The sequence below is a fragment of the Roseimicrobium sp. ORNL1 genome, from assembly GCF_011044495.1.
GTDB lineage: Bacteria > Verrucomicrobiota > Verrucomicrobiia > Verrucomicrobiales > Verrucomicrobiaceae > Roseimicrobium.
This window is the reverse complement of record NZ_CP049143.1, coordinates 6,948,418-6,966,444: the sequence shown is the minus strand read 5'-3', so window position 1 is coordinate 6,966,444 and position 18,027 is coordinate 6,948,418. Positions and strand designations below refer to the sequence as shown.

Genomic DNA, 18,027 nt, shown 5'->3' with positions numbered 1-18,027 from the left:
TAAAGGGCGGTATTCATGGCCGAGTGTGTGATTTGACAAACTGCCCTCTAGTAGAGGGCAGTTCCGCCCGCCGAGCCATGATGGAACCTGAAGAACATCCAATGCCAGCATCACGAGAGGCGGCCCCACCAAGCTCTAAGCCCAAGAGACGGCGGAAGCTGCCTATCACCTTGGGAACGGATGAACCAAGGCCACCAGAACTGGTGGCGCGGTACGACCGCATGATGGAGGAATGGCAAAGGATGCAGGAAAGACGCGATGATTCTGCCTGAGCGCAGTGCATTCAACGGACTTTCCTTGTGCAGGATGGGACTCACTGGCTAGACTGGCGGCGCTGTGGAATTTAAAAGCTATCAAACTGCGGTGCTGGATGCTCTGGACGTCTTTCTCGGAAAGATGCGGGAGAAGACGCTGGAGGCGGCAGAGATGGCGGAATTTTTTCGCAGCAAGGGCAAAAATGCGCCCGCTGTGGATGTGTGCCAGCAGGCCTGGGACGAACTGAATTTGGCGGGTGCACTTCCGCGAACGAAGGACACGGAGGGAAACAAAGTGGCGATTCCCTACATTGCCCGCAATGATGGCCTGGGAAGAGGCATTCCCAATCTCTGCCTAAAAGTCCCAACGGGCGGCGGGAAAACACTTCTGGCTGCCGCTGCGGTGGAGCGCATCAACGGCGATTTTTTTGGCCGACAGACAGGCTTTCTCCTTTGGATTGTACCTTCAGACGCCATTTATCGGCAGACGTGGAAGGCGCTTGCAAATCGCGAGCATCCCTATCGGCAAATGCTGGAGCGTGCCAGCGGTGGCCGGGTGAAGGTGCTGGAGAGGGAAGACAGTTTCAGCAGGCAGGACACGGAGAACTGCCTCTGTGTGATGCTGCTCATGTTGCAAGCAGCAGGACGGCAGACCAAGGACACGCTGCGGATGTTCCGTGACACGGGGAATTTTGGCAGCTTTTTTCCGGAGGTGGACGACCCGAAAGTAAACGCGGCGCTACTGGCGGATGTGCGCAACCTCGATGAAAACGATTTGGCCGACGCTGGCATGATGCAGGGACAAGTGAGCGTGCGGCACAGTCTTGGTAATGTCCTGCGGCTGGTGCGCCCCATCATTATTCTCGATGAGGGGCACAAGGCTTACAGTCTGATACAACTCGACACGCTGTGCGGTTTCAATCCGCGATTCATCTTGGAACTGACGGCCACGCCAAACACGCGGGTGCACATGAGCAATGTTCTCGTGAACGTGCCGGGTGCAGAGCTGAAGGCGGCGGAGATGGTAAAGCTGCCCATTAATGCTGTGAACGCAGCCAATGCGGGATGGAAACATGCGTTGGACGATGCCTGCGCACAGCTTGAGATTTTGAAGGGTGAGGCCATCACACTACAGCACAGTGACGGGCGCTATATTCGTCCCATGATGCTGGTGCGTGTGGACCGGACGGGGAAGGAGCAGCGCGACGGGTTGTACATTCACGCGGAAGACGTGCGGGAGTACCTTATCGAAAAACAAGGTGCCAAGTTGGATTCCATTCGACTGAAAACCGCAGAGACGGACGAACTGGGAGACGAGGACTTGTTAGACCCGCTTTGCCCGGTTCGCTTCGTGATTACCAAAGCAGCCTTGCAGGAGGGGTGGGATTGTCCCTTTGCTTACATTCTCGCGGTTCTCTCCAACACGCAGGCGACTACAGCGCTAACGCAGATGGTGGGGCGTGTGCTGCGACAGCCGGAGGCGCGTCTCACAAGCAGACCGTTGTTGAACGAGTGCTGGGTCTTCACAGCGGACCAAGTAGTGCAGGAATCTGTGGGTGCCATCAAACGCGGCCTGGAAGAGGAGGGCATGGGGGACCTTGCTAGCCTGGTGAAGGAAGGCGGAACTGGAAGCGCCGGAACCAAGACCAAGCGCCGAGTCGTGAAGCGCCGGGAGCCGTGGCGCGGGGCCGCTATTTTTTTGCCGCAGGTGCTCCATCGTGAAGGCAAGGGAAAGGATGGATACCGAGAGCTTGATTACGAACGGGACATCTTGGGACACTTGGACTGGGACCAGTTCCATTTTTTGAAAGCGGACTCGTGGACACCAGACGCGGCACACAAGCTGCAACGCGTCATTGTGCGCGTGGATGTGAGCGGCACAGGTTCACACAAGGATGGAAGCGCAGGCGATGGCCCTTTCGTTGTGCTGGAAGATGGTCCTGACGACTGGGAGGTGGACACACGGCTGGACGTCCCGCACCTCGTGAGGCAGCTCACGGACGTAATCCCGAACCCATGGCAAGGTGTGCGCATCTTGAACGACACGCTGGCAGCGGTACGTGGGAAGGGCACCTGGAGCGAGCGTGAGCTTTTTGCGAATCGGCTGGTGCTTGTAAAGGAAATGAAGGATGACCTGCGGGAGCAGGTCTTCAAGGCGAGCGAGTCTCTTTTTCGCGCTAAACTGGAGAAGGGGGAAATCGCCTTCCATCTTGTGTCCGCCAATGATGCCAAGCTGAACTGGGAACTGGCGGAATCCATGGAGCTGGACCTGGGAGACACGGACCACATCCTACGCCGGAAGCAGGGCGGCGACCTGGAGCGAGCGCTTTTTGAAGAGGTGTATCAGAAGCACTTCAACAATCTGGAACGCGATGTGGCCTGGTATCTCGACGGACAGGAAACGGTGCACTGGTGGCACCGTATCGCGGAGCGCCAAGACTATGGCGTGCAGGGCTGGTGGGGCCGCAGGGTGTATCCTGACTTTCTGGTGAGTCTCACGGAGATGGAAGACGGCAGGGCATGCTTTGCCCTGCTAGAAACCAAAGGCGAGCACCTCTCGGGCGCTGGCGATACAGAACGGAAGCGGCGTCTGTTTGAGCTGCTGACGGAGCACTCGAAGAAAGCGGTTCGTGCCGGAGAACTGGCGCTGGCCGTGAAGGACGCGGAACTGCACTTCGAAATGCTGCTGGAGCAGGACTGGCGCACGGGTGCAGAGAAGGCGCTCAAGATTGGCAAAGGCAAAGGCGCAGGGAAGAAATAGTTTCACGCCATACGAGAGATAAAAAGACCTACCACTGGAGCACGATAAAACTCACTCCGCTCTACCGCGATGCTGAATTGCTCGTCTGGCATACGAGCATAAAAAACTGTGGAGCAGTAAAGCCGTATGAATGGGTTCGGGGCCGGGAAATCTATTCGCAACCTGGCGCGGCAAATCTGTTGCCCATTGTTGCCAAATTCCGTGCCACTATGTGCCGGTTTGTGCTATAAAGTGTCGAATTATTGAGTTGTAATACGTTGATTATGAAGGTGTAAAATCCTCTATAGGGATTAGAAATCCGCTGCTCTATCCACTGAGCTACGGGTGCTTTAACGTTGATTTTGAAGGAGGGAATTGTCTTTGGACACCCTCAAAATCGTGCGATTGTACGGAGAATTATACAGCTGGCTGAATCCAGCCGTATAAGCAGTCTTCCCCCTCTTCGCGCCATGAGAGCTGCAAAGACCTGGACGCCGTCCAAAGTTCAAGGGTTGTACCGCCATATTTCGGGCACTTACTATGGCCGCGTTTCCATCGGAGGCAAGGAAACGGTGAACGCTCAGGACCAAGGTGTGGGAAATTGCCACGGTCGAGCTTCCCCAGCTCTTGGAGACGTCGGACACCAGAACGAGTTGGCCAAGGAAATCACCTTGGACCTTCACATGACCGGTACTGACGCCATCGCAATCCGGGAACTGCAGATTGCCAACGCTCTGAGGTTGAAAAAAGCACCCGGAAACACTGGGCGAAATCATCGCTGCCTTTAGGAAAGCTTGGGCTGCATTTGGGAAAAATCACCGCCGAAGAATGCGTCGAATGGGCAGGCCGCTTATGGTGGTGTTCTTGCCGGCATTCGCCAGTCGGTAAGGGTGTGGTGACATTGGCTATTCACGTCAAGCAAAGTGCTTGGCGGGGTGAATGCAAAGTTTTGGCGCTCCTATGGGCTTAAAGACCTGGCGCAAACATTCTTTCAGGCTGAGCGGGTCGGCTCCCGCATCGTGAATCAACGACGAGACCAAAAAGAATTCGCACGCCACCGCTGCTCGCTTGCGTAGTAGCGCTTGCGGCTGCCGACAAAGTCTTGCCACATAAGTTCGTGATAGGCTTCGAACTGTTCGCGACTTGCCTGGCTATTGTGAAGTACCACCTCCGCAGCCTGCAGTCCTGACTTCACCGCCTTTAGAATACCTTGGCCGGACAGAGGATCGAAGGACATGGCAGCATCTCCCACCGCGAGCCAACCATCACCAGCAAAGCGTTCCAATCGGCCGGAGTGAGCCGAGGTCAGTTGCGGAGGGTCCGAAAAAGTATAGCGCTGCTGCCTGATATGGCGAGAGAGCAGGGCTGATTCGCGCAGGCATCGTACGATCCAGGCAACCTCCCGCCATTCCTGCGTGGGCAGGAGATCGGCATCCGTCTGCAGCGAGAATACTCGCCGGCCGCCTGGGACTAGCACGGAATAGCACCACCCGTAGGGGAGAGCCTCCAGGAAGAGGCGGCCATCCCGATCTTCGTCGCCGACGGTAGTCGCGGAGCAATGAATAGCGACCAATTGATCAAGTGTTTCCCGCTTGAAGCCGAGTCGGCGCGCCACGCTGGAGCGGCGCCCTGTGGCATCGATCAGCCAGGAAGCACGCACCGTCTCATCCGTTAGCTTCACCTCCCAGCCGGCACCGACCCGCTCGAAATGCTCCCCGCTTTGTCCGCGCCAGATGGGGATGCCGCTCTGCTCCGCTTGTGAAAGGAGCATTTCATCGAAGCTTGCGCGGTCAAGCTGCCATGCCTGGCCGTACGGGTTAAAAATGAAATCCCTCTCCGCCGGACGCGGTGCCCCCCAGAGAGACACGGTGCCAGGGCAAGGAATGTGGTGCATGTCTGCGATGGCGTCCCAAACTCCGAGGGACTCCAAGAGCGGTTTTGCCGCAGGATCGAGCGTTTCGCCGACGCGGCGCCCCATTGCCACGCAGGCCTCCAATACCACCACTCGTCCGCCAGCGCGGGCGATGGCCAGGGCTGCTGACGCCCCAGCCACGCCACCGCCCACGATGACCGCATCAAAGTCTACCATCGCCGGTTACCGCTGAATTCTCGTGCCGGGCTGCGGCGAGGTGCGCTTGATGTTTGAGGGGCGGGGGTGGGTGAGGCTGTGCATGTCAGGCTCCAGCGATGGTCGGCTCAATGGACGGCACCGAGGCCGAACTCTTGGACGATCAGCCGCTGAGGTCGCTCAGGGCGCGCTTTTGCCAACTGCTCTGCAGTGGGTTGAGCTTCACCAGGGATCGGGCAACCGGCGTCGATCCACTCCAGAATGATGCGTCGGCCAATTTGATTTCCGGCCGCAGGGAAGCGTTCATCCAAGGCTTTTCCCATGGGCCGGTCCGCGCGTGCCATGTCGACGAGCAGCGCGCTTTCATCGGGCTGGCCCGGCACCACCCAGCCATTGTCGCGGTCTTTTAGGGCCTTCATCAGGACGGTCAGGTCGCCATGAGCAAACAATTCCTGGATGCTCATCTTCTTCGGAGGTTGCTTCTTCTTGATATCGGTTACGTCTAGTTTGTACCGTGAATGGGGATGGCTGGCCATGGCACGCTCGCGCAGCTCGGTCAGCAAGATAAGCATCGCCTCGCCTTTGGTGACGAATTTCCTCGAGGAACCTGTATCGGACTGGCCGCCAAGCCAGATGATCCAGTTGCGCCACTTTTGGAGATCGGCCTCATCAAAGATCTTATACATGGGGCCTTGAAATGAGGTTAAGTGCGAGAGGAGCAGGCTGCCCGCCGGGTCACCCGGCTTGATCCATTTGGACTGGGCGAGTTCCTCAAGGAAAATGTCAGGATCGTCGAAAAGGTCGTTGATTCGGAATTGGCCGAGGTGCTTCCGCGAGTGGTTCAGATTCCCGTAGGGTTTCTTTCTCGTGATGAGCTCAACGACCTGATCGTAGGCATTGCCTGGGTAAGTTCGGAGGAGTGTTTCCTCTGCGATGCCTCCGTTCTTGTTACCTCCGCTCAGGGCAAAAGCTACGAACCCACGCCAGACCCGCCTCCAGTGCGCCTGCTGCGCCGCTACCCCCCCTTCATTGAAAACATGATCCAGGTACAGTTGCACGGCGCGTTTGGCCGCGGCTCCATGACCTTCCGTGGCATTGTCGATAGCGACATGCATGCGATAGAAGTGACTGTTTATCCCCAAATATTCGAGCCGCTTCACGATAGGCACCAAACTCAACACTTCCCATTCCAGGAAAAGCGTCATGCCCAGAATCTCCGGGAAGAACTCCTCGGAATGCTGGGAGATGGCCAGTTGTACGACAGCACCAGCGAAAGAGCTTGTGTCTATCTCCGGCGCGTCCGCGTACGCACGCGTGCCGATTTCCGGGGGGAAGAATCCCAGTTCATTCACGAACGCTGTATACAGGTTGCCATGATGCTTGGCGGGGTCGCCATTCCCGGTTTCGTCGCTCCACACCTCAAAAAGCAGTCCTTTGATCTCGTCCGCAGGGCCAGCATTGGCCGCGAAGCGCAGCCAGGCGCCATCCGTCTGATTGAAAGCAGAGTTGCCTATGATTCGCCGGATTTGCGATGCGCGCGTCTGGGTGGTGACCCATGGGCGGGCACCCGCAGCCCCCTGCCTTAGAATCTCATAAATCTGTTCCAGCTTGGCGTGAAAATTCGTTACTGAATATTCAACGAACGATTCGGGATGGCTTGAGTCTTCAAGGCCCTTTTGATCCACAAAGGTTTGGGCTTCATCGAGGAAGCTTTGCGCCAGGGTCTTGGCGTATTCCGGAAATCCGGAATGCTTCTCGATGTTCATGAAGAGATGGAAATAATCGCGGGACGTCAGGCCATCGAATTTGTTCCGCCCCACTTCGACCTGCACGGGGATCTCCTTCTTCTCCCCATCGTCAGGTTTCACCGTCACCACCTTTTCCGCCACGATGCCCAAGGTGTGCCACTCTTCGATCATCCCATGGTCGCCAGCAAACCGTCGGTTCAGCAAATAGAAACGATCACGCACGAGCCTAAGCAGGTCGGCTAGCCGCAGCCTATTGCAGACGTCGTCATCTGCTTCAAATTGCTCCGGGTGGTCGCCCTCAATCTTCTCCACATCGCCACCGGCGGCTTTGATCACCTCCAGGAACTTCTCGAGCTTTGCGCCGGCATTGGGATGATGGATGAAGCACGCATGAATCTGCTCGCGGAGCGAACGACTGCACACCTCGGCATAAAGCTCGACTACCTTGCTGGCGGCTTCCGGCTTTGCGCGCAGAAACGCGTCCCATTCGTTTTTGAGGCGATAGGGATCGATGCCGTCGAGCAGTTTCTGCAGTTCTTTCTCCTCTTTGGGGGACAAATGGCGCCCTAGGCACATCTCCTCCGGAGAGGGCACTCCTGCGTGGAAATAGCGTCCTGAATATTCATCCAGCCGCTCCTGGGAGAGGAACTGGACCCGCCACGGAGAGGGTTGCCTCTCTGGATATTGCACCTCAAGATCCACTGCTCCGCGCAATAAAAGACTTGCGAATGATGTCGCACGGTTGGCCGCGTATTCCGCGACGGTCTTGAACCGCCCAGGCTTGAAATCGCCATACACTCGGTCATTCAAAAAGACACCGTCGGGCCGACGCCAATCGATACCGCGGTCCCACCTCCGCCTCGCCATCAGCAGACGTTCCAGCTCATCCGTGTTGCTTCCCGTGGTCTCCTCCTGGAAGCTGGCTGTGATTTCTGCCAACTCATCCTCTGTCAGCACATCGTCGGGGCGTTGCGCTGGCCACCACGTGACCTGGCACTCGTAAAAGTCTGACTGCCACGGACAGGCCATGTGTTTGGTGAGATCGCCCGGCTCCATCAACTGGCCACGGAGGCGAAACGCATCCTTGGTCTCAAAGAGGCCGTAGTGGCGAACGATGGAGGTGATCTCCATGCCTGGATAGAATGCCCCGCCGCAAGCAGCATCCCAGGCAGTCCAGGTAATTTCCGTGTGTGGTTCGATGCGGCCCCGGGGCTCCCTCTTGGTGAAATTGCCCTTCGCCCACTGCTGCAGGCGCGCGTACTGCAGGTGCGTCACCGTCAACCAGGTGAGTGGTTTTCCTACCGTGCGGTCGTCTTCGTCTCCAGAGAGGGGAGGCATGAATTTCGCCGTGGCCTGCGCAATGATCTCCTCCGAAGCAGCCAGCTTGTCGGTCTGCTTGGGATCGGCGGGAATGCCGTCCACGACGGCGCCAGGCACGAAATAGATCGGCTTTCGAATCAGATCCACGATATGCTGTCGCACAGGCGCGATGCGGTCATTGTCGGGATCGCCAAGATCGTCCATTTGTTTGTCAAAATCTCCCGGCTTGCCAAAACCGTGACCGCGGAGTGCGATCTCGCTGACCCAGCGATAGTCAGCCATCCGTTTGAGAATTGGGCGAATGTCTCGATCGAAAACCGTCTGATTCGGCAGGGGGACCATGGGCATTTCAGCGGTCATCGCATTGCGACCTGTCGCGTAGACCGCGTCCTCCAGAACATCCCGCAACGTCACGATGTTCGTCACGTCGGGCGCGAAATCTGGTGGGGCGGTTGCCACCCACGCGTCTCCCTTCACTTCCACCTTTTTTCCGCCCAGGAGACTCACCTCGGCTTTCACATAGCCGTCCGCGATGTCGTCGCACCAGTCCAGATTATTGGCATAGTTTTGAATCCAGCGCTTATCCTTAATACTGTTGCCTTTCTCATCGATCGCGTCGGAAATGCCATGCCCGCCCAGGACCATCAGCCTTCCGGCTTTGTCCGTGCGCAGTTCGCCGAGGTAGACTTCTTTGATGTTCTTAAAGAGGCCGCGGAATTCATAGTTTTGTTCCTTCTCGCCCGCCTTGGGCCGTTTGGTCCGCTTATTTTCGCCCTCAATGGTCACCGGCGGGGGAATAATGTCCAAGCCCTGCTTGGCACGGGTGGAATCAGGCTCATATTTTTTCCCGAGCGGTCCATTCGGTTTGTGGGCGAAGCCACCCGGAAGGTGACTATTGCGCAGCGTGGAAGCCCCTCCCTCCGTTAGCTCGCGGTCGCCGGTGATAGAGGCGATGGCATTCCGGGCTCCATCAAATTGAAACCAGCCCGCCTTTTTGTTGGCTAGCTGTACGGTCCAGGTAATCCGCGCCTCTTTGCTGGTGATTTCCTGCACAAGGTGGCCATCCTTGGTAAACCCGAAAATGCGAAAACGCGATGCTTGTCTCTTCAGCTCACCCCGGCCATCTCGGAATGAAAAACCCTCTTTACGATGCGCCAGGTCAGCAGGGTCTTCCGGTCCGATGAAGCAATCTTCCTCCTCAGTACTCTTACCCACTCGGGCGATCCCTATCGGTGGGAATATTTTAGCATAGGCAATTTCGTTCTTCGCCAGTTTGCCTGCAGGAGCGGTGGCTTTCTTCGTGTGTTTGGTAGCCATAGTGCTGTCTAGGTGGCAGTTTAGAGAGTTGGGATGTGCTCGTAGTAATAAGTGATTTCCAAGGAGTGCCCGTCCGGGTCGTTAAAAAACACACTCTTGGCGATGCCGCTGTCGTCCGGCGCCTCGTGCTGAATGCCGAGTTGATCGAGCACTGCGAGGCAGCGATCGAAGTTGTGTTTGTCGGTGAGGAAAGCCACATGCTCGATCAGAATCGAGTTGTCTGGATCTGCGACCTTGGTGGCTTTAGGCCGCAGAAAAAGTCCCACGCGCATGCGGTCGTTGCCCACCATCCAGGTAGTTTTCCACTTGTTGATGATGTCGAAGCCGAAGACGCGCTGATAAAATTCTGCAGATTTAGGCAGATCGGTAACGTGCACTGCGAAGTGATCCAGTCGTCGCAGTCCGGGGAGTGTCAGGTCCGTTGGCGAAGTTTTACTGATGGAGCAACTGGAGAACGCCAAAGCCCCCATCAAAGATAAGGAGAGCATTCCAAAGCGAAGGAGAGTGGTTTCCATAAAATTGGTGTGCGCGCCAAGGTAACTCGTGGCTTTGTAGAGTTTAATAGACCCAATAATGGACCTGTTAAAACAGATTTATTTATGGTGTCGCAAAAATGTCAATGATGCATTTCCTCAAATTTTTCTCCAGAATGCCAATGATTTTGTTCGTGTCTGGACTTCGCGAGCCGGTCCAGCGATGACTTTCTGGTTGGCGCACCCCGCTATTGGCTCATTTGCCTCCCCGTAGGTGAGATGCACCACGGTGGAACTGCAGTTCTCAAGATTGATCAGATCGCTGGCCGCATGGAATATCGCCTGCTTGAGCTTCGCGCCTAAGCTTTGATGTCGGGTGTTATATAGACCTAAAACGGTCTGCGCTTTCTTCGCAAAAATTTATACAGATTATACAGCCGACGTCAGGTTCACTGAAAACAGCGCCACTCCACGCAGGGAGTATAGTGGTTGAACAAGTCCACATGCAACGTGGTGCATGTTTGCAATGCCAATAAACTCATCCTGAAGGCATTCGGAGCCCGCTGCTCTATCCACCGAGCTACGGGTGCATGTTCGCGTCTTGTCGCCTGCGGGAGTCGAGGCGTAAAGTAGCACGCATGGGTGCGCTGCAAGCGCGGAGCGGGTGTTTCCTTCCGTGCGAACTTCTGCTGCGTCCTAAAGCTCCACTTCCCCTGGCGCGGGAGGTGATGCAGGCGCGGGTGCGGGCGCGGGAGGAGAAGGTTGGGGAGCGGTGATCTTGCGCTTCGGTGGAGTTGGCGGGGCAGCGCCGGGTCCGGCGGGCGAAGTGGGGGCCGCGGGTGGACTAGAGTCAAAAGTCATGACGCTGCCGACGCCGTGGACGCTCTCGACGATGGCGGTGGGGTCGCCGGGTTCGATATCGGGGTTGGAGTTCACATAACCCTCCGGGAGCGGGGCTGGGGCGGGGGCGGGATCGGAGTCTGAGGTCATGCCAACGCCGACGCCGTGGACGCTCTCGACGATGGCGGTGGGGTCGCCGGGTTCGATATCGAGGTTGGAGTTCACATAACCCTCCCGGAGCGGGGTGGGGGCTGGGGCGGGATCGGAGTCTGAGGTCATGCCAACGCCGACGCCATGGACGCTCTCGACGATGGCGGTGGGGTCGCCGGGTTCGATGTCGAGGTTGGAATTCACATACCCCTCTGGGAGAGGGATAGGGGCTGGGGCCGGGGCCGGTCCGGATTCCGTCATGACCATGCCGACGCCATGGACGCTCTCGACAATGGCGGTGGGGTCACCGGGTTCGATGTCCAGGTTGGAGTTCACATACACCTCCTGTTTGCCAGTCCGCGAGGAACCCATCTGTTTGAAATAGGAGGCGTCGTAATACAAGGTCGCATCCTTGCCACCCATCTCCACAACAACAGAGGACTCCCTACGGGTGTCTCTGATAGAGGCCTGCTTCACACGCATGCCGTCGAAGGAGGGTTCGCTGCCTCGCAGCATGGTGCGCTCATGGGTCCTGGTGTTCACCAGCACCACGGTGATTTCACCGCCCAACTGATACATGGAGCCGATGGCCAGATCCCTGGCGAAGGCCGGCGCTTCGGTGACCACGGAAGCGGTCTTGTCCAACTCCTGCGCGTGAAGCTGCAGGCAGCCCAACAAGGCAAGCATGGTGAAGGCGAGGGGGATGACAGGCCTCTCTATCGCGGACATCATGATGCGCCGGCTGGGTGACATCCATGAAATCGCGTTGGTGTGCATGAGTAGGAGGGGTGTCGTAGTGCGGCCTCGCCGGGGCGTGGTCGAGCGCCCAGCATAAGCGAGTTTGGAAAAAAACAAAGGGGCAGGACTCGGGTTTGTGTGAAGGTGGGAGAAGGGGCCGACGCAATTCACTGGCCGGGCAACATTGTTGTAGTATGTCGCGGCATCCGCCGCTGTATTGCCTACCTGTGGCAGGTGTGCCTGCTTCCATGATGCCCATGCCCTTTTCACTCAGATTCCTGGTGTGCGCTCTGGTGTGGTTCCTCGGGCTGGGACTGGAGCGTGGGTACGCAGAGATGATCAACTACCAGGGCCGCCTGAGCATTCATGGGGTGCCCTTTGAAGGGGTGGGGCGTTTTCGTTTTGCCGTGATGAATGAGACGCGTGCTCTCTGGTTGTCTTCAGAGTTGAAGGTGCACGTGAGCAAGGGAGAGTACTCGGTGCGCCTGGGGGATTCCGCGCAGGCGCCGTCCATCGATGGGGAACTGCTGCGCCAGAGTGGCCAGCCTCCCAGGCTGCGCATCTGGTTCGCGCGCGAGGGAGAGGCATGGGTGAAGGCCGGTGCTGATGTCCCGCTGGACATGCATCTGGTGACCCCAGAGTTGGTATCTCGCACGCCCTCGGATGGAGGCGCTGTTGCAGGATCACCCGTCGATGCTGCACCTGCGTCACCCTTTGTTACCTTGCATGTTGCGGGAGGTCCCTCGTTGGGTTCCGAGAAGGCGCCACTGACACTCGTGGAGTTCACGGACCTTCGCTCTCCGGCATGTGCGCGTTTTCAGTCGGAGGTGCTGCCCCGGCTGAAGTCTGCCTACATCGACACGGGTAAACTCCGGCTCATCACGCGTGTGTTGCCATCTTCCAGTATCTCGCCGGAAGACTCGCTGGCACGGGCGGCATGGTGTGCGCATGCGCAGGGGAAATTTTGGGCGATGCGCGAAAGGCTCTTCGCTGCCGGTGGTTCGTTGTCTGCAGAAGCGGTCACGACGATGAGTCAGGAGGCGCAGCTGGATTCCGCAAGGTTCGGCGCATGCTTCACCGATGCGCAGTCTGCCAACGCGGTGCTCAAGGAGCAAGCGGATGCGGTGAAGGCGGGCATCACCACGGTGCCCGCGTTTGTCCTGGGGTCCTCGGCAGCTGGGATGGTGGCTGGTGTCCGGTTGGATGGGGAGTTCACGTATGAGCGATTGGCCGCGGAGATTGAGAAGAACCTCGCATCGGAGGGCAGGCAATGAGTGGAAGCACGAGCGCGAGCAAGAGTATGGCCACCGGTGGTTCCTTGGAACTGCTCAAAGAGATGGCCGCGATCCTGGTCGCCGCGGTGGCGTTGGGCGTGGTGTATAACAGCGCCAGTCCGCTGGGCATTCGCGCTCCGACCGGCCTCGTGGTTGAGCCCATCTTTCCAGCGGATGTGACCCCATTGAGTGCCCTGCCAACGACGGAGAGCGACTCCTCCATCCAAAATGAAACCATTCAGGCACTGGTGGTGCCGGATGAGACGGCAGGACTGCACGCAGGGATGAAAGCACTCCCTGCGGCCGTGGCCTGGCGTGAGGTAAAGCCGCTGCTGGCCGCGGGCAAAATCATCCTGGTGGACGTGCGCGATACGCAGGCGTATGCGCTGGGGCACATTCCCGGCGCAGTCTCGCTTCCCATGGATCAAGTAAAGGACAAGCTCGGCGAATTCGTGGCCCGATATCCGAAGAGCACGCCGCTGGTGATCTATTGCGCGAGCGTGCGATGCCAGTCAGCCAATGCCCAGGCACGTGTGCTCACCCGGGAGCATGGGTATGTGCATGTCCGTGAAATGCCGGGTGGCTATGCGGAGTGGCGTGTCAGTGAACCCCAGGCTGAGCCCGCCGTGGCTCCCGCACCATGAACACTCACGCGACATCCTGGTGGCAGATGGTGCTGCGCTGGCTCCTGGGGTTGGTGCTGGTGTGGGCGGCCTTGGGGAAGCTGGCGGATTTGCAGGCGTTCCATGTCATGCTGGCCGCTTACCGGTTGCCGCTTCCCGCGGCGTGGCTTCGCGGAGTCGCGATGGTATTGCCCTGGATGGAATTGCTCTGCGGGTTGCTCTTGATTGCAGGCCTGCATCAGCGCGCGGCACTTGCGTGGAGCCTGGTGATGTTTGCGATTTTTGTCGTGTGCACGGGACAGGCATGGGCTCGCGGGTTGAAGATCGCATGCGGATGCCTGGACTTGCGGCTTGTGGGAATCGAGCGCGGCTCACCCACATCAGCGCTGCTGGAGTCCGTGGAGTTTGCCTTCGTGCGCGCCGTGGTGCTGGCGGTGCTGGCAGGGCTGCTACTGTGGCGGTGCGTGGGAAGGAGAACGCAGTCTCCCTCAGAAGGGTGAAGTCGCGCGGCATGGACGACTGATTGCCGCCGTCATCCCAGAGAAAAGAAAAACGCTCTTCAGGACGCCTGGTCCTGAAGAGCGCTGAAGATATCAGACAGTGAAGGAAGGGACTAGAGCGAGGGGGTCGTGGATGTCGGTGCCGTGGTGGCGTTCGTGGTATTGCCACTGACGCGGTTGTTGCCGAAGGAGATCAACGCGCCCCCGCTCTGGGTGATGATGCCGGTGCGATTGCCGAAGACGGTTGAGTTGCTCAGGCGCACCGTGCTAAAGGCGCCGAAGGATTGCACGCCGCTGGAGGCGGCATTGTTGTTGTTGTTGGCGGCCACGCAGTTTTCCAGGTTGATGACAGCGGCTGCGGCGGAGCCTACGGCGAGGTAGCCGTGGTTCACATGGTTGCCGGAGAAGCAGCTCTTCAGCGTTGCCGTGCCGCGGTCTTCCACACGGAGGCCAAAGGCGGACTGCTCCATGCTGGTGTTTTCCATGGAGAGAGCCACGTTGACTCCTACCGGGGGCTTGACCAGGACGGCCCCGTTGCCGCCTGCGGCGGTCGGGTTGATGTTACGGAAGGTGCAGTTCTTGATGAAGACCTCAACGGTGGCGCCAGCAGATGCCGAAGTGACATCCACCAGGACACCATTGGTGGTGAAATTGTAGATCTCGCAGTTTTCAATATGAACTGCCTTGGCATTGTTGATGCGAATCCCATGGATGCCGGTGCCCGCGCCATTGATCTGCACGTTGCGGATGGTGATCACATCGGTAGCGGCGGCGCTGATATTGATACCATTCGTTCCCGAGCCCAGAATGCTCGAATTACCGCCTCCAATGCCATCGATGACCATCGACTTCGTGATGGTCACGGTGCCGTAGCCTCCGGGGTCCAGGGTGTTGATTTCGCCGCCCGCCGCCGTCTTGCTGATGGCGCCTGCGAAGGTCTTGCAGGGAGCCGTGCGGCTGCAGGGGTTCACATCATCACCCACACCCGACACCCAAGTACGGGTGGCCTGGCCGAAGCTGGAAGCACTGCCGAGCAAAAACACGGCCAGGGAAAAACAAGCACCCGAGAAGAAGCGCGAAGCGCAGATCGTTTTCATTGCGCCGGACTTTAGCGAGTGGAGAAACTCATACAATCAAATGTATGAAAAAGTATCTCCATGCTTCCATTGGGTCGGAGCATTCTTTGTACCTTTGAGCCTGCAAATAGTGTTCAATGATCGTACCCCCCACACGTGCGCCGAGGTATTATGGGCAGTTTGCAATGCACTGCGGAGCGACAGACGCACGACGCCGGCCTCGACGTTTGCAAAGCGGGGTGGGGTAGGGTGTATCAACAACCCGGAACGGGTCAAGGAGCGGCGGCTTTCGACGGTGCTTGGGGCATGCCTGCACACGGCTTGAACCCCTGGGCCATGCCGATTTCGAGGTAGTGGCGGAAGGGCTGGGCCTTCTTGCTTTTGGTCTTCAGGTAGGTGGCGCGGTACCACTCAGGGTCGAACCAGGCATTGGGACGGCGGCCTCTTTTCCAGCCCTTTTTCAGGTAGTCCGTCAGCGGCTCGCCGCCGTTCAACTGTTCCTGATAGGTATGGCTGTACCAGGGAGCGTCGAACTCGCGGTGCGGAGACAGGCCGCAGCGCCAGCCGATGAGCAGGTAGTGCAGCGCGGGCTGGCCCAGGGCGCTCCCTGATGGAAGCTGTGACTGGTAGTACTCCGCGTCGAACAGACCGGATTCTTCGATAAGCTGTTGTCGCGCGCGCAGGGACTTCTTCTTGAAGAAGGGCACCTTGGAGAGAATGCGGTACCTGACATGTTGCCAGGCATGCTGCAGCGCGCCCTTGGAGGTGGCAGTGATGGGGGTGCGTCGCAACGCCTGCAACTGGCTTCGCAGCACCGCCTGCTCCTGCTGTAGGATGAGGGACTCGGTGCGGCTTTTTTCGAGAGCCTCCTCAAGCTTCTCCACCAGGATAGCAGACTCCGTGCTGCCCTTTTCGAAGCGCTCCGCCAGTCTTGCGAAGGACTGCTGCGCGAGTTGTTGCTGCGCTATCAGCGAATCCTTCAGGGAGATGAGTGTGGGGACGCTCTGAGCCAGGGGGCGGAGAGCGTCAATCTCCATCCGCAGTCCTATGCGGGAGCCGAGGGTGGAGAACAACTGGCGGGCGAGCGCCTTGTGCGATTCACTCGCAGCGAGCAGGCCAGCCACCGCTGGAGGGATTTCCCGACCGACTGCCAGCACGCCCAGTCCGTAGCCGTGATAGAACTCCAGCGAAGGATGGAGATGCTCCACCTCGGCCCAGAACTTGTACACCGCAAAGCCGCGCTCGCGCACCTGCGTATCATGAAAGAGCACGACGGCTCTGCGGCTCAACTTGGGCAGCCAGGCTTCGAAGTCCTGCTTTACATCTTCATAATAGTGCTGCCCATCGATGTGAAGCAGGTCGATGGAGCCATCCTCAAAGTGTGAAAGGGCGTCCGCAAAGGTGGACTGGATGATGGTGGAGAAGCTCCCGTAGCGAGGGTCGTGGTAGGCGCGGAGTTGGGCCAGCACGCTGGAGGCGTAGCGTCCCGCGTGCTCATCCCCCTCGAATGTATCTATTCCGTAGCATCGGGCATCCACGTGGGATTGCTCCACTCCCTGGCAAAAGGCGCAGTATGAGCCCCCCTTGTGCACGCCCAGTTCCACGATCACGCGCGGACGCAAGTGCTCCACCAGCCAGAAGGCAAAGGGGATGTGCTCCGTCCACGCGCCATTTGCGTGACCCAGGCGTACATCGGCGAGGGCTGTAGAGATGTCTGACAGCGCGGAGGGAGGGGCCTCTCCGGAAGCCGCTGGCTGCACTACGGACGAAAAAGTCGTTTCAGCGGTTTCCGAAGTGCTGCCCGTCTTTCTCCAGAAGCCCCCGGTCCAATCAATCATGCTGATGGGCTCATCGATATTGTGCGCGGCACGGTAGTCGCGCACCGCCTGGCGGCAGGCTGGGATGGCGCCGTAGTCATCGATGATGCAGTAGCCACCGGGGGAGAGCTTGGGGTAGAGATGCGTGAGAGCATCCATGGTGGACTCATACATGTCCCCATCCAGGCGAAGCACCGCAATTTGCGAAACGCCTGCATGCGGGAGTGTTTCGGAGAACCAACCCTTCAAGAACTGCACTTGCGGGTCCAGGAGGCCGTACTGGCGGAAGTTTGCCTGTACTTGCTCCATGGGGATGGCCAGTTCCTTGAACTCATGAAGGTTGTCCCCACGGTCTGCGGGGTACTTCTGTTCATTCGGCGGTGGCAGACCGGCAAAGGAGTCCGCCACCCACACGGTACGCGCGTTGTCCCCGAAGGCCTTGAGCACCCCGCGCATCAAGATACAGGCGCCGCCGCGCCACACGCCGGTCTCCATGAGATCACCTGGCACCTGTTCGCGCAGGACTGTTTCCACGCAGGCACGCAGGTGGCGCATGCGTTCGGCGCCAATCATGCTGTGCGCTGTCTCCGGCCAGTGGTGCCCTTCCCGGCGTTCGAGGGTTTGCAACCCTTCGGTGTAGGGCAGGCCCAGAAGTGTACTCTCGAGCAAGTCCAGATAGCGCGCTTGTGCGTGCGCGGGGTCGATGCGGGGAGGCGTGTTTGCCGCCGCCGTGCCGCGTATCGCTGTCGAGGTGGAGAAGACTCGCTGCGCGCGGCCGAGTTCCACGCCGTCCTGATTGGCGAAGATCAATTCCATCCGATGCTCCCCCGGTGCCAGACCTGGCGGAAGAAGCACTTGTGCGCGAAAACCGACATGTTCCGAGGGACACTGTCCGGGAAAGGCGGCAGGCACGTCGGGACGCGACCAGCCACAGGAAAGGGGACCAGCAGGCCGTCCATCCACTTCCACACGACCACTCCAGGTTTGATCGTGCGGTACAAACGCCCAGCCCGCCAGTTGCACCTCGGAGTGGTCGGCGGCTTCAGAGGTAAAGATGTCGATTTGAGAGTTCAATGAATAGGTTCTTCG

Annotated in this window: 10 protein-coding genes; 4 read left to right on the top strand and 6 right to left on the bottom strand. The window is 58.7% G+C overall.

All coding sequences use genetic code 11. The annotated features are described in order from the left end of the window. The first annotated feature begins 336 nt into the window (after positions 1-336). Positions 337-3,015, top strand: coding sequence for a DEAD/DEAH box helicase family protein (locus G5S37_RS27980; RefSeq protein WP_206026182.1), 2,679 nt, complete (start codon positions 337-339; stop codon positions 3,013-3,015). 1,003 nt (positions 3,016-4,018) lie between these two features. On the opposite strand, the gene G5S37_RS27975 is transcribed toward G5S37_RS27980, so the two are convergent. The 4 genes from G5S37_RS27975 to G5S37_RS27960 form a co-directional block, all read right to left on the bottom strand. Beyond that, positions 4,019-5,083, bottom strand: a complete 1,065-nt coding sequence (locus G5S37_RS27975; RefSeq protein WP_165208908.1) for an FAD-dependent monooxygenase — start codon at positions 5,081-5,083, stop codon at positions 4,019-4,021. Between the two features lie 107 nt (positions 5,084-5,190). Next, positions 5,191-9,447 carry a LodA/GoxA family CTQ-dependent oxidase gene (locus G5S37_RS27970; protein ID WP_165208906.1) on the bottom strand — a complete coding sequence of 1,419 codons (4,257 nt, stop codon included), beginning with the start codon at positions 9,445-9,447 and terminating at the stop codon, positions 5,191-5,193. A 20-nt stretch (positions 9,448-9,467) separates the two neighbouring features. After that, positions 9,468-9,962, bottom strand: coding sequence for a VOC family protein (locus G5S37_RS27965; RefSeq protein WP_165208903.1), 495 nt, complete (start codon positions 9,960-9,962; stop codon positions 9,468-9,470). A 654-nt stretch (positions 9,963-10,616) separates the two neighbouring features. After that, the gene (locus G5S37_RS27960) at positions 10,617-11,687 is read right to left on the bottom strand and encodes a hypothetical protein (protein ID WP_165208900.1); all 1,071 of its coding nucleotides are present in this window, start codon (positions 11,685-11,687) and stop codon (positions 10,617-10,619) included. Between the two features lie 218 nt (positions 11,688-11,905). Here G5S37_RS27960 and G5S37_RS27955 point away from each other — a divergent pair, with 218 nt between their 5' ends. The 3 genes from G5S37_RS27955 to G5S37_RS27945 are packed head-to-tail and all read left to right on the top strand — an operon-like array spanning position 11,906 to position 14,045. Further along, positions 11,906-12,922, top strand: coding sequence for a thioredoxin domain-containing protein (locus tag G5S37_RS27955; protein ID WP_165208897.1), 1,017 nt, complete (start codon positions 11,906-11,908; stop codon positions 12,920-12,922). Next, positions 12,919-13,566: a rhodanese-like domain-containing protein gene (locus G5S37_RS27950; RefSeq protein ID WP_165208894.1), complete on the top strand. Its 648-nt coding sequence runs from the start codon at positions 12,919-12,921 to the stop codon at positions 13,564-13,566. The genes G5S37_RS27955 and G5S37_RS27950 overlap by 4 nt, the downstream gene beginning before the upstream one ends. Continuing rightward, positions 13,563-14,045 carry a MauE/DoxX family redox-associated membrane protein gene (locus G5S37_RS27945; RefSeq protein ID WP_165208892.1) on the top strand — a complete coding sequence of 161 codons (483 nt, stop codon included), beginning with the start codon at positions 13,563-13,565 and terminating at the stop codon, positions 14,043-14,045. Before G5S37_RS27950 ends, G5S37_RS27945 begins: the two co-directional genes overlap by 4 nt. 113 nt (positions 14,046-14,158) lie before the next feature. On the opposite strand, the gene G5S37_RS27940 is transcribed toward G5S37_RS27945, so the two are convergent. Together G5S37_RS27940 and G5S37_RS27935 are read right to left on the bottom strand one after the other, a co-directional pair. Continuing rightward, positions 14,159-15,142 carry a right-handed parallel beta-helix repeat-containing protein gene (locus G5S37_RS27940; protein WP_165208889.1) on the bottom strand — a complete coding sequence of 328 codons (984 nt, stop codon included), beginning with the start codon at positions 15,140-15,142 and terminating at the stop codon, positions 14,159-14,161. 251 nt (positions 15,143-15,393) lie between these two features. After that, positions 15,394-18,012: a TylF/MycF/NovP-related O-methyltransferase gene (locus G5S37_RS27935; protein ID WP_165208887.1), complete on the bottom strand. Its 2,619-nt coding sequence runs from the start codon at positions 18,010-18,012 to the stop codon at positions 15,394-15,396. Between the last annotated feature and the right edge of the window lie 15 nt (positions 18,013-18,027).

Coding starts and splice junctions, on each gene's coding strand:
- G5S37_RS27975 (WP_165208908.1), bottom strand. CDS start 5,083: ATGGTAGACTTTGATGCGGTCATCGTGGGCGGTGGCGTGGCTGGGGCG.
- G5S37_RS27970 (WP_165208906.1), bottom strand. CDS start 9,447: ATGGCTACCAAACACACGAAGAAAGCCACCGCTCCTGCAGGCAAACTG.
- G5S37_RS27965 (WP_165208903.1), bottom strand. CDS start 9,962: ATGGAAACCACTCTCCTTCGCTTTGGAATGCTCTCCTTATCTTTGATG.
- G5S37_RS27960 (WP_165208900.1), bottom strand. CDS start 11,687: ATGCACACCAACGCGATTTCATGGATGTCACCCAGCCGGCGCATCATG.
- G5S37_RS27955 (WP_165208897.1), top strand. CDS start 11,906: ATGCCCTTTTCACTCAGATTCCTGGTGTGCGCTCTGGTGTGGTTCCTC.
- G5S37_RS27950 (WP_165208894.1), top strand. CDS start 12,919: ATGAGTGGAAGCACGAGCGCGAGCAAGAGTATGGCCACCGGTGGTTCC.
- G5S37_RS27945 (WP_165208892.1), top strand. CDS start 13,563: ATGAACACTCACGCGACATCCTGGTGGCAGATGGTGCTGCGCTGGCTC.
- G5S37_RS27940 (WP_165208889.1), bottom strand. CDS start 15,142: ATGAAAACGATCTGCGCTTCGCGCTTCTTCTCGGGTGCTTGTTTTTCC.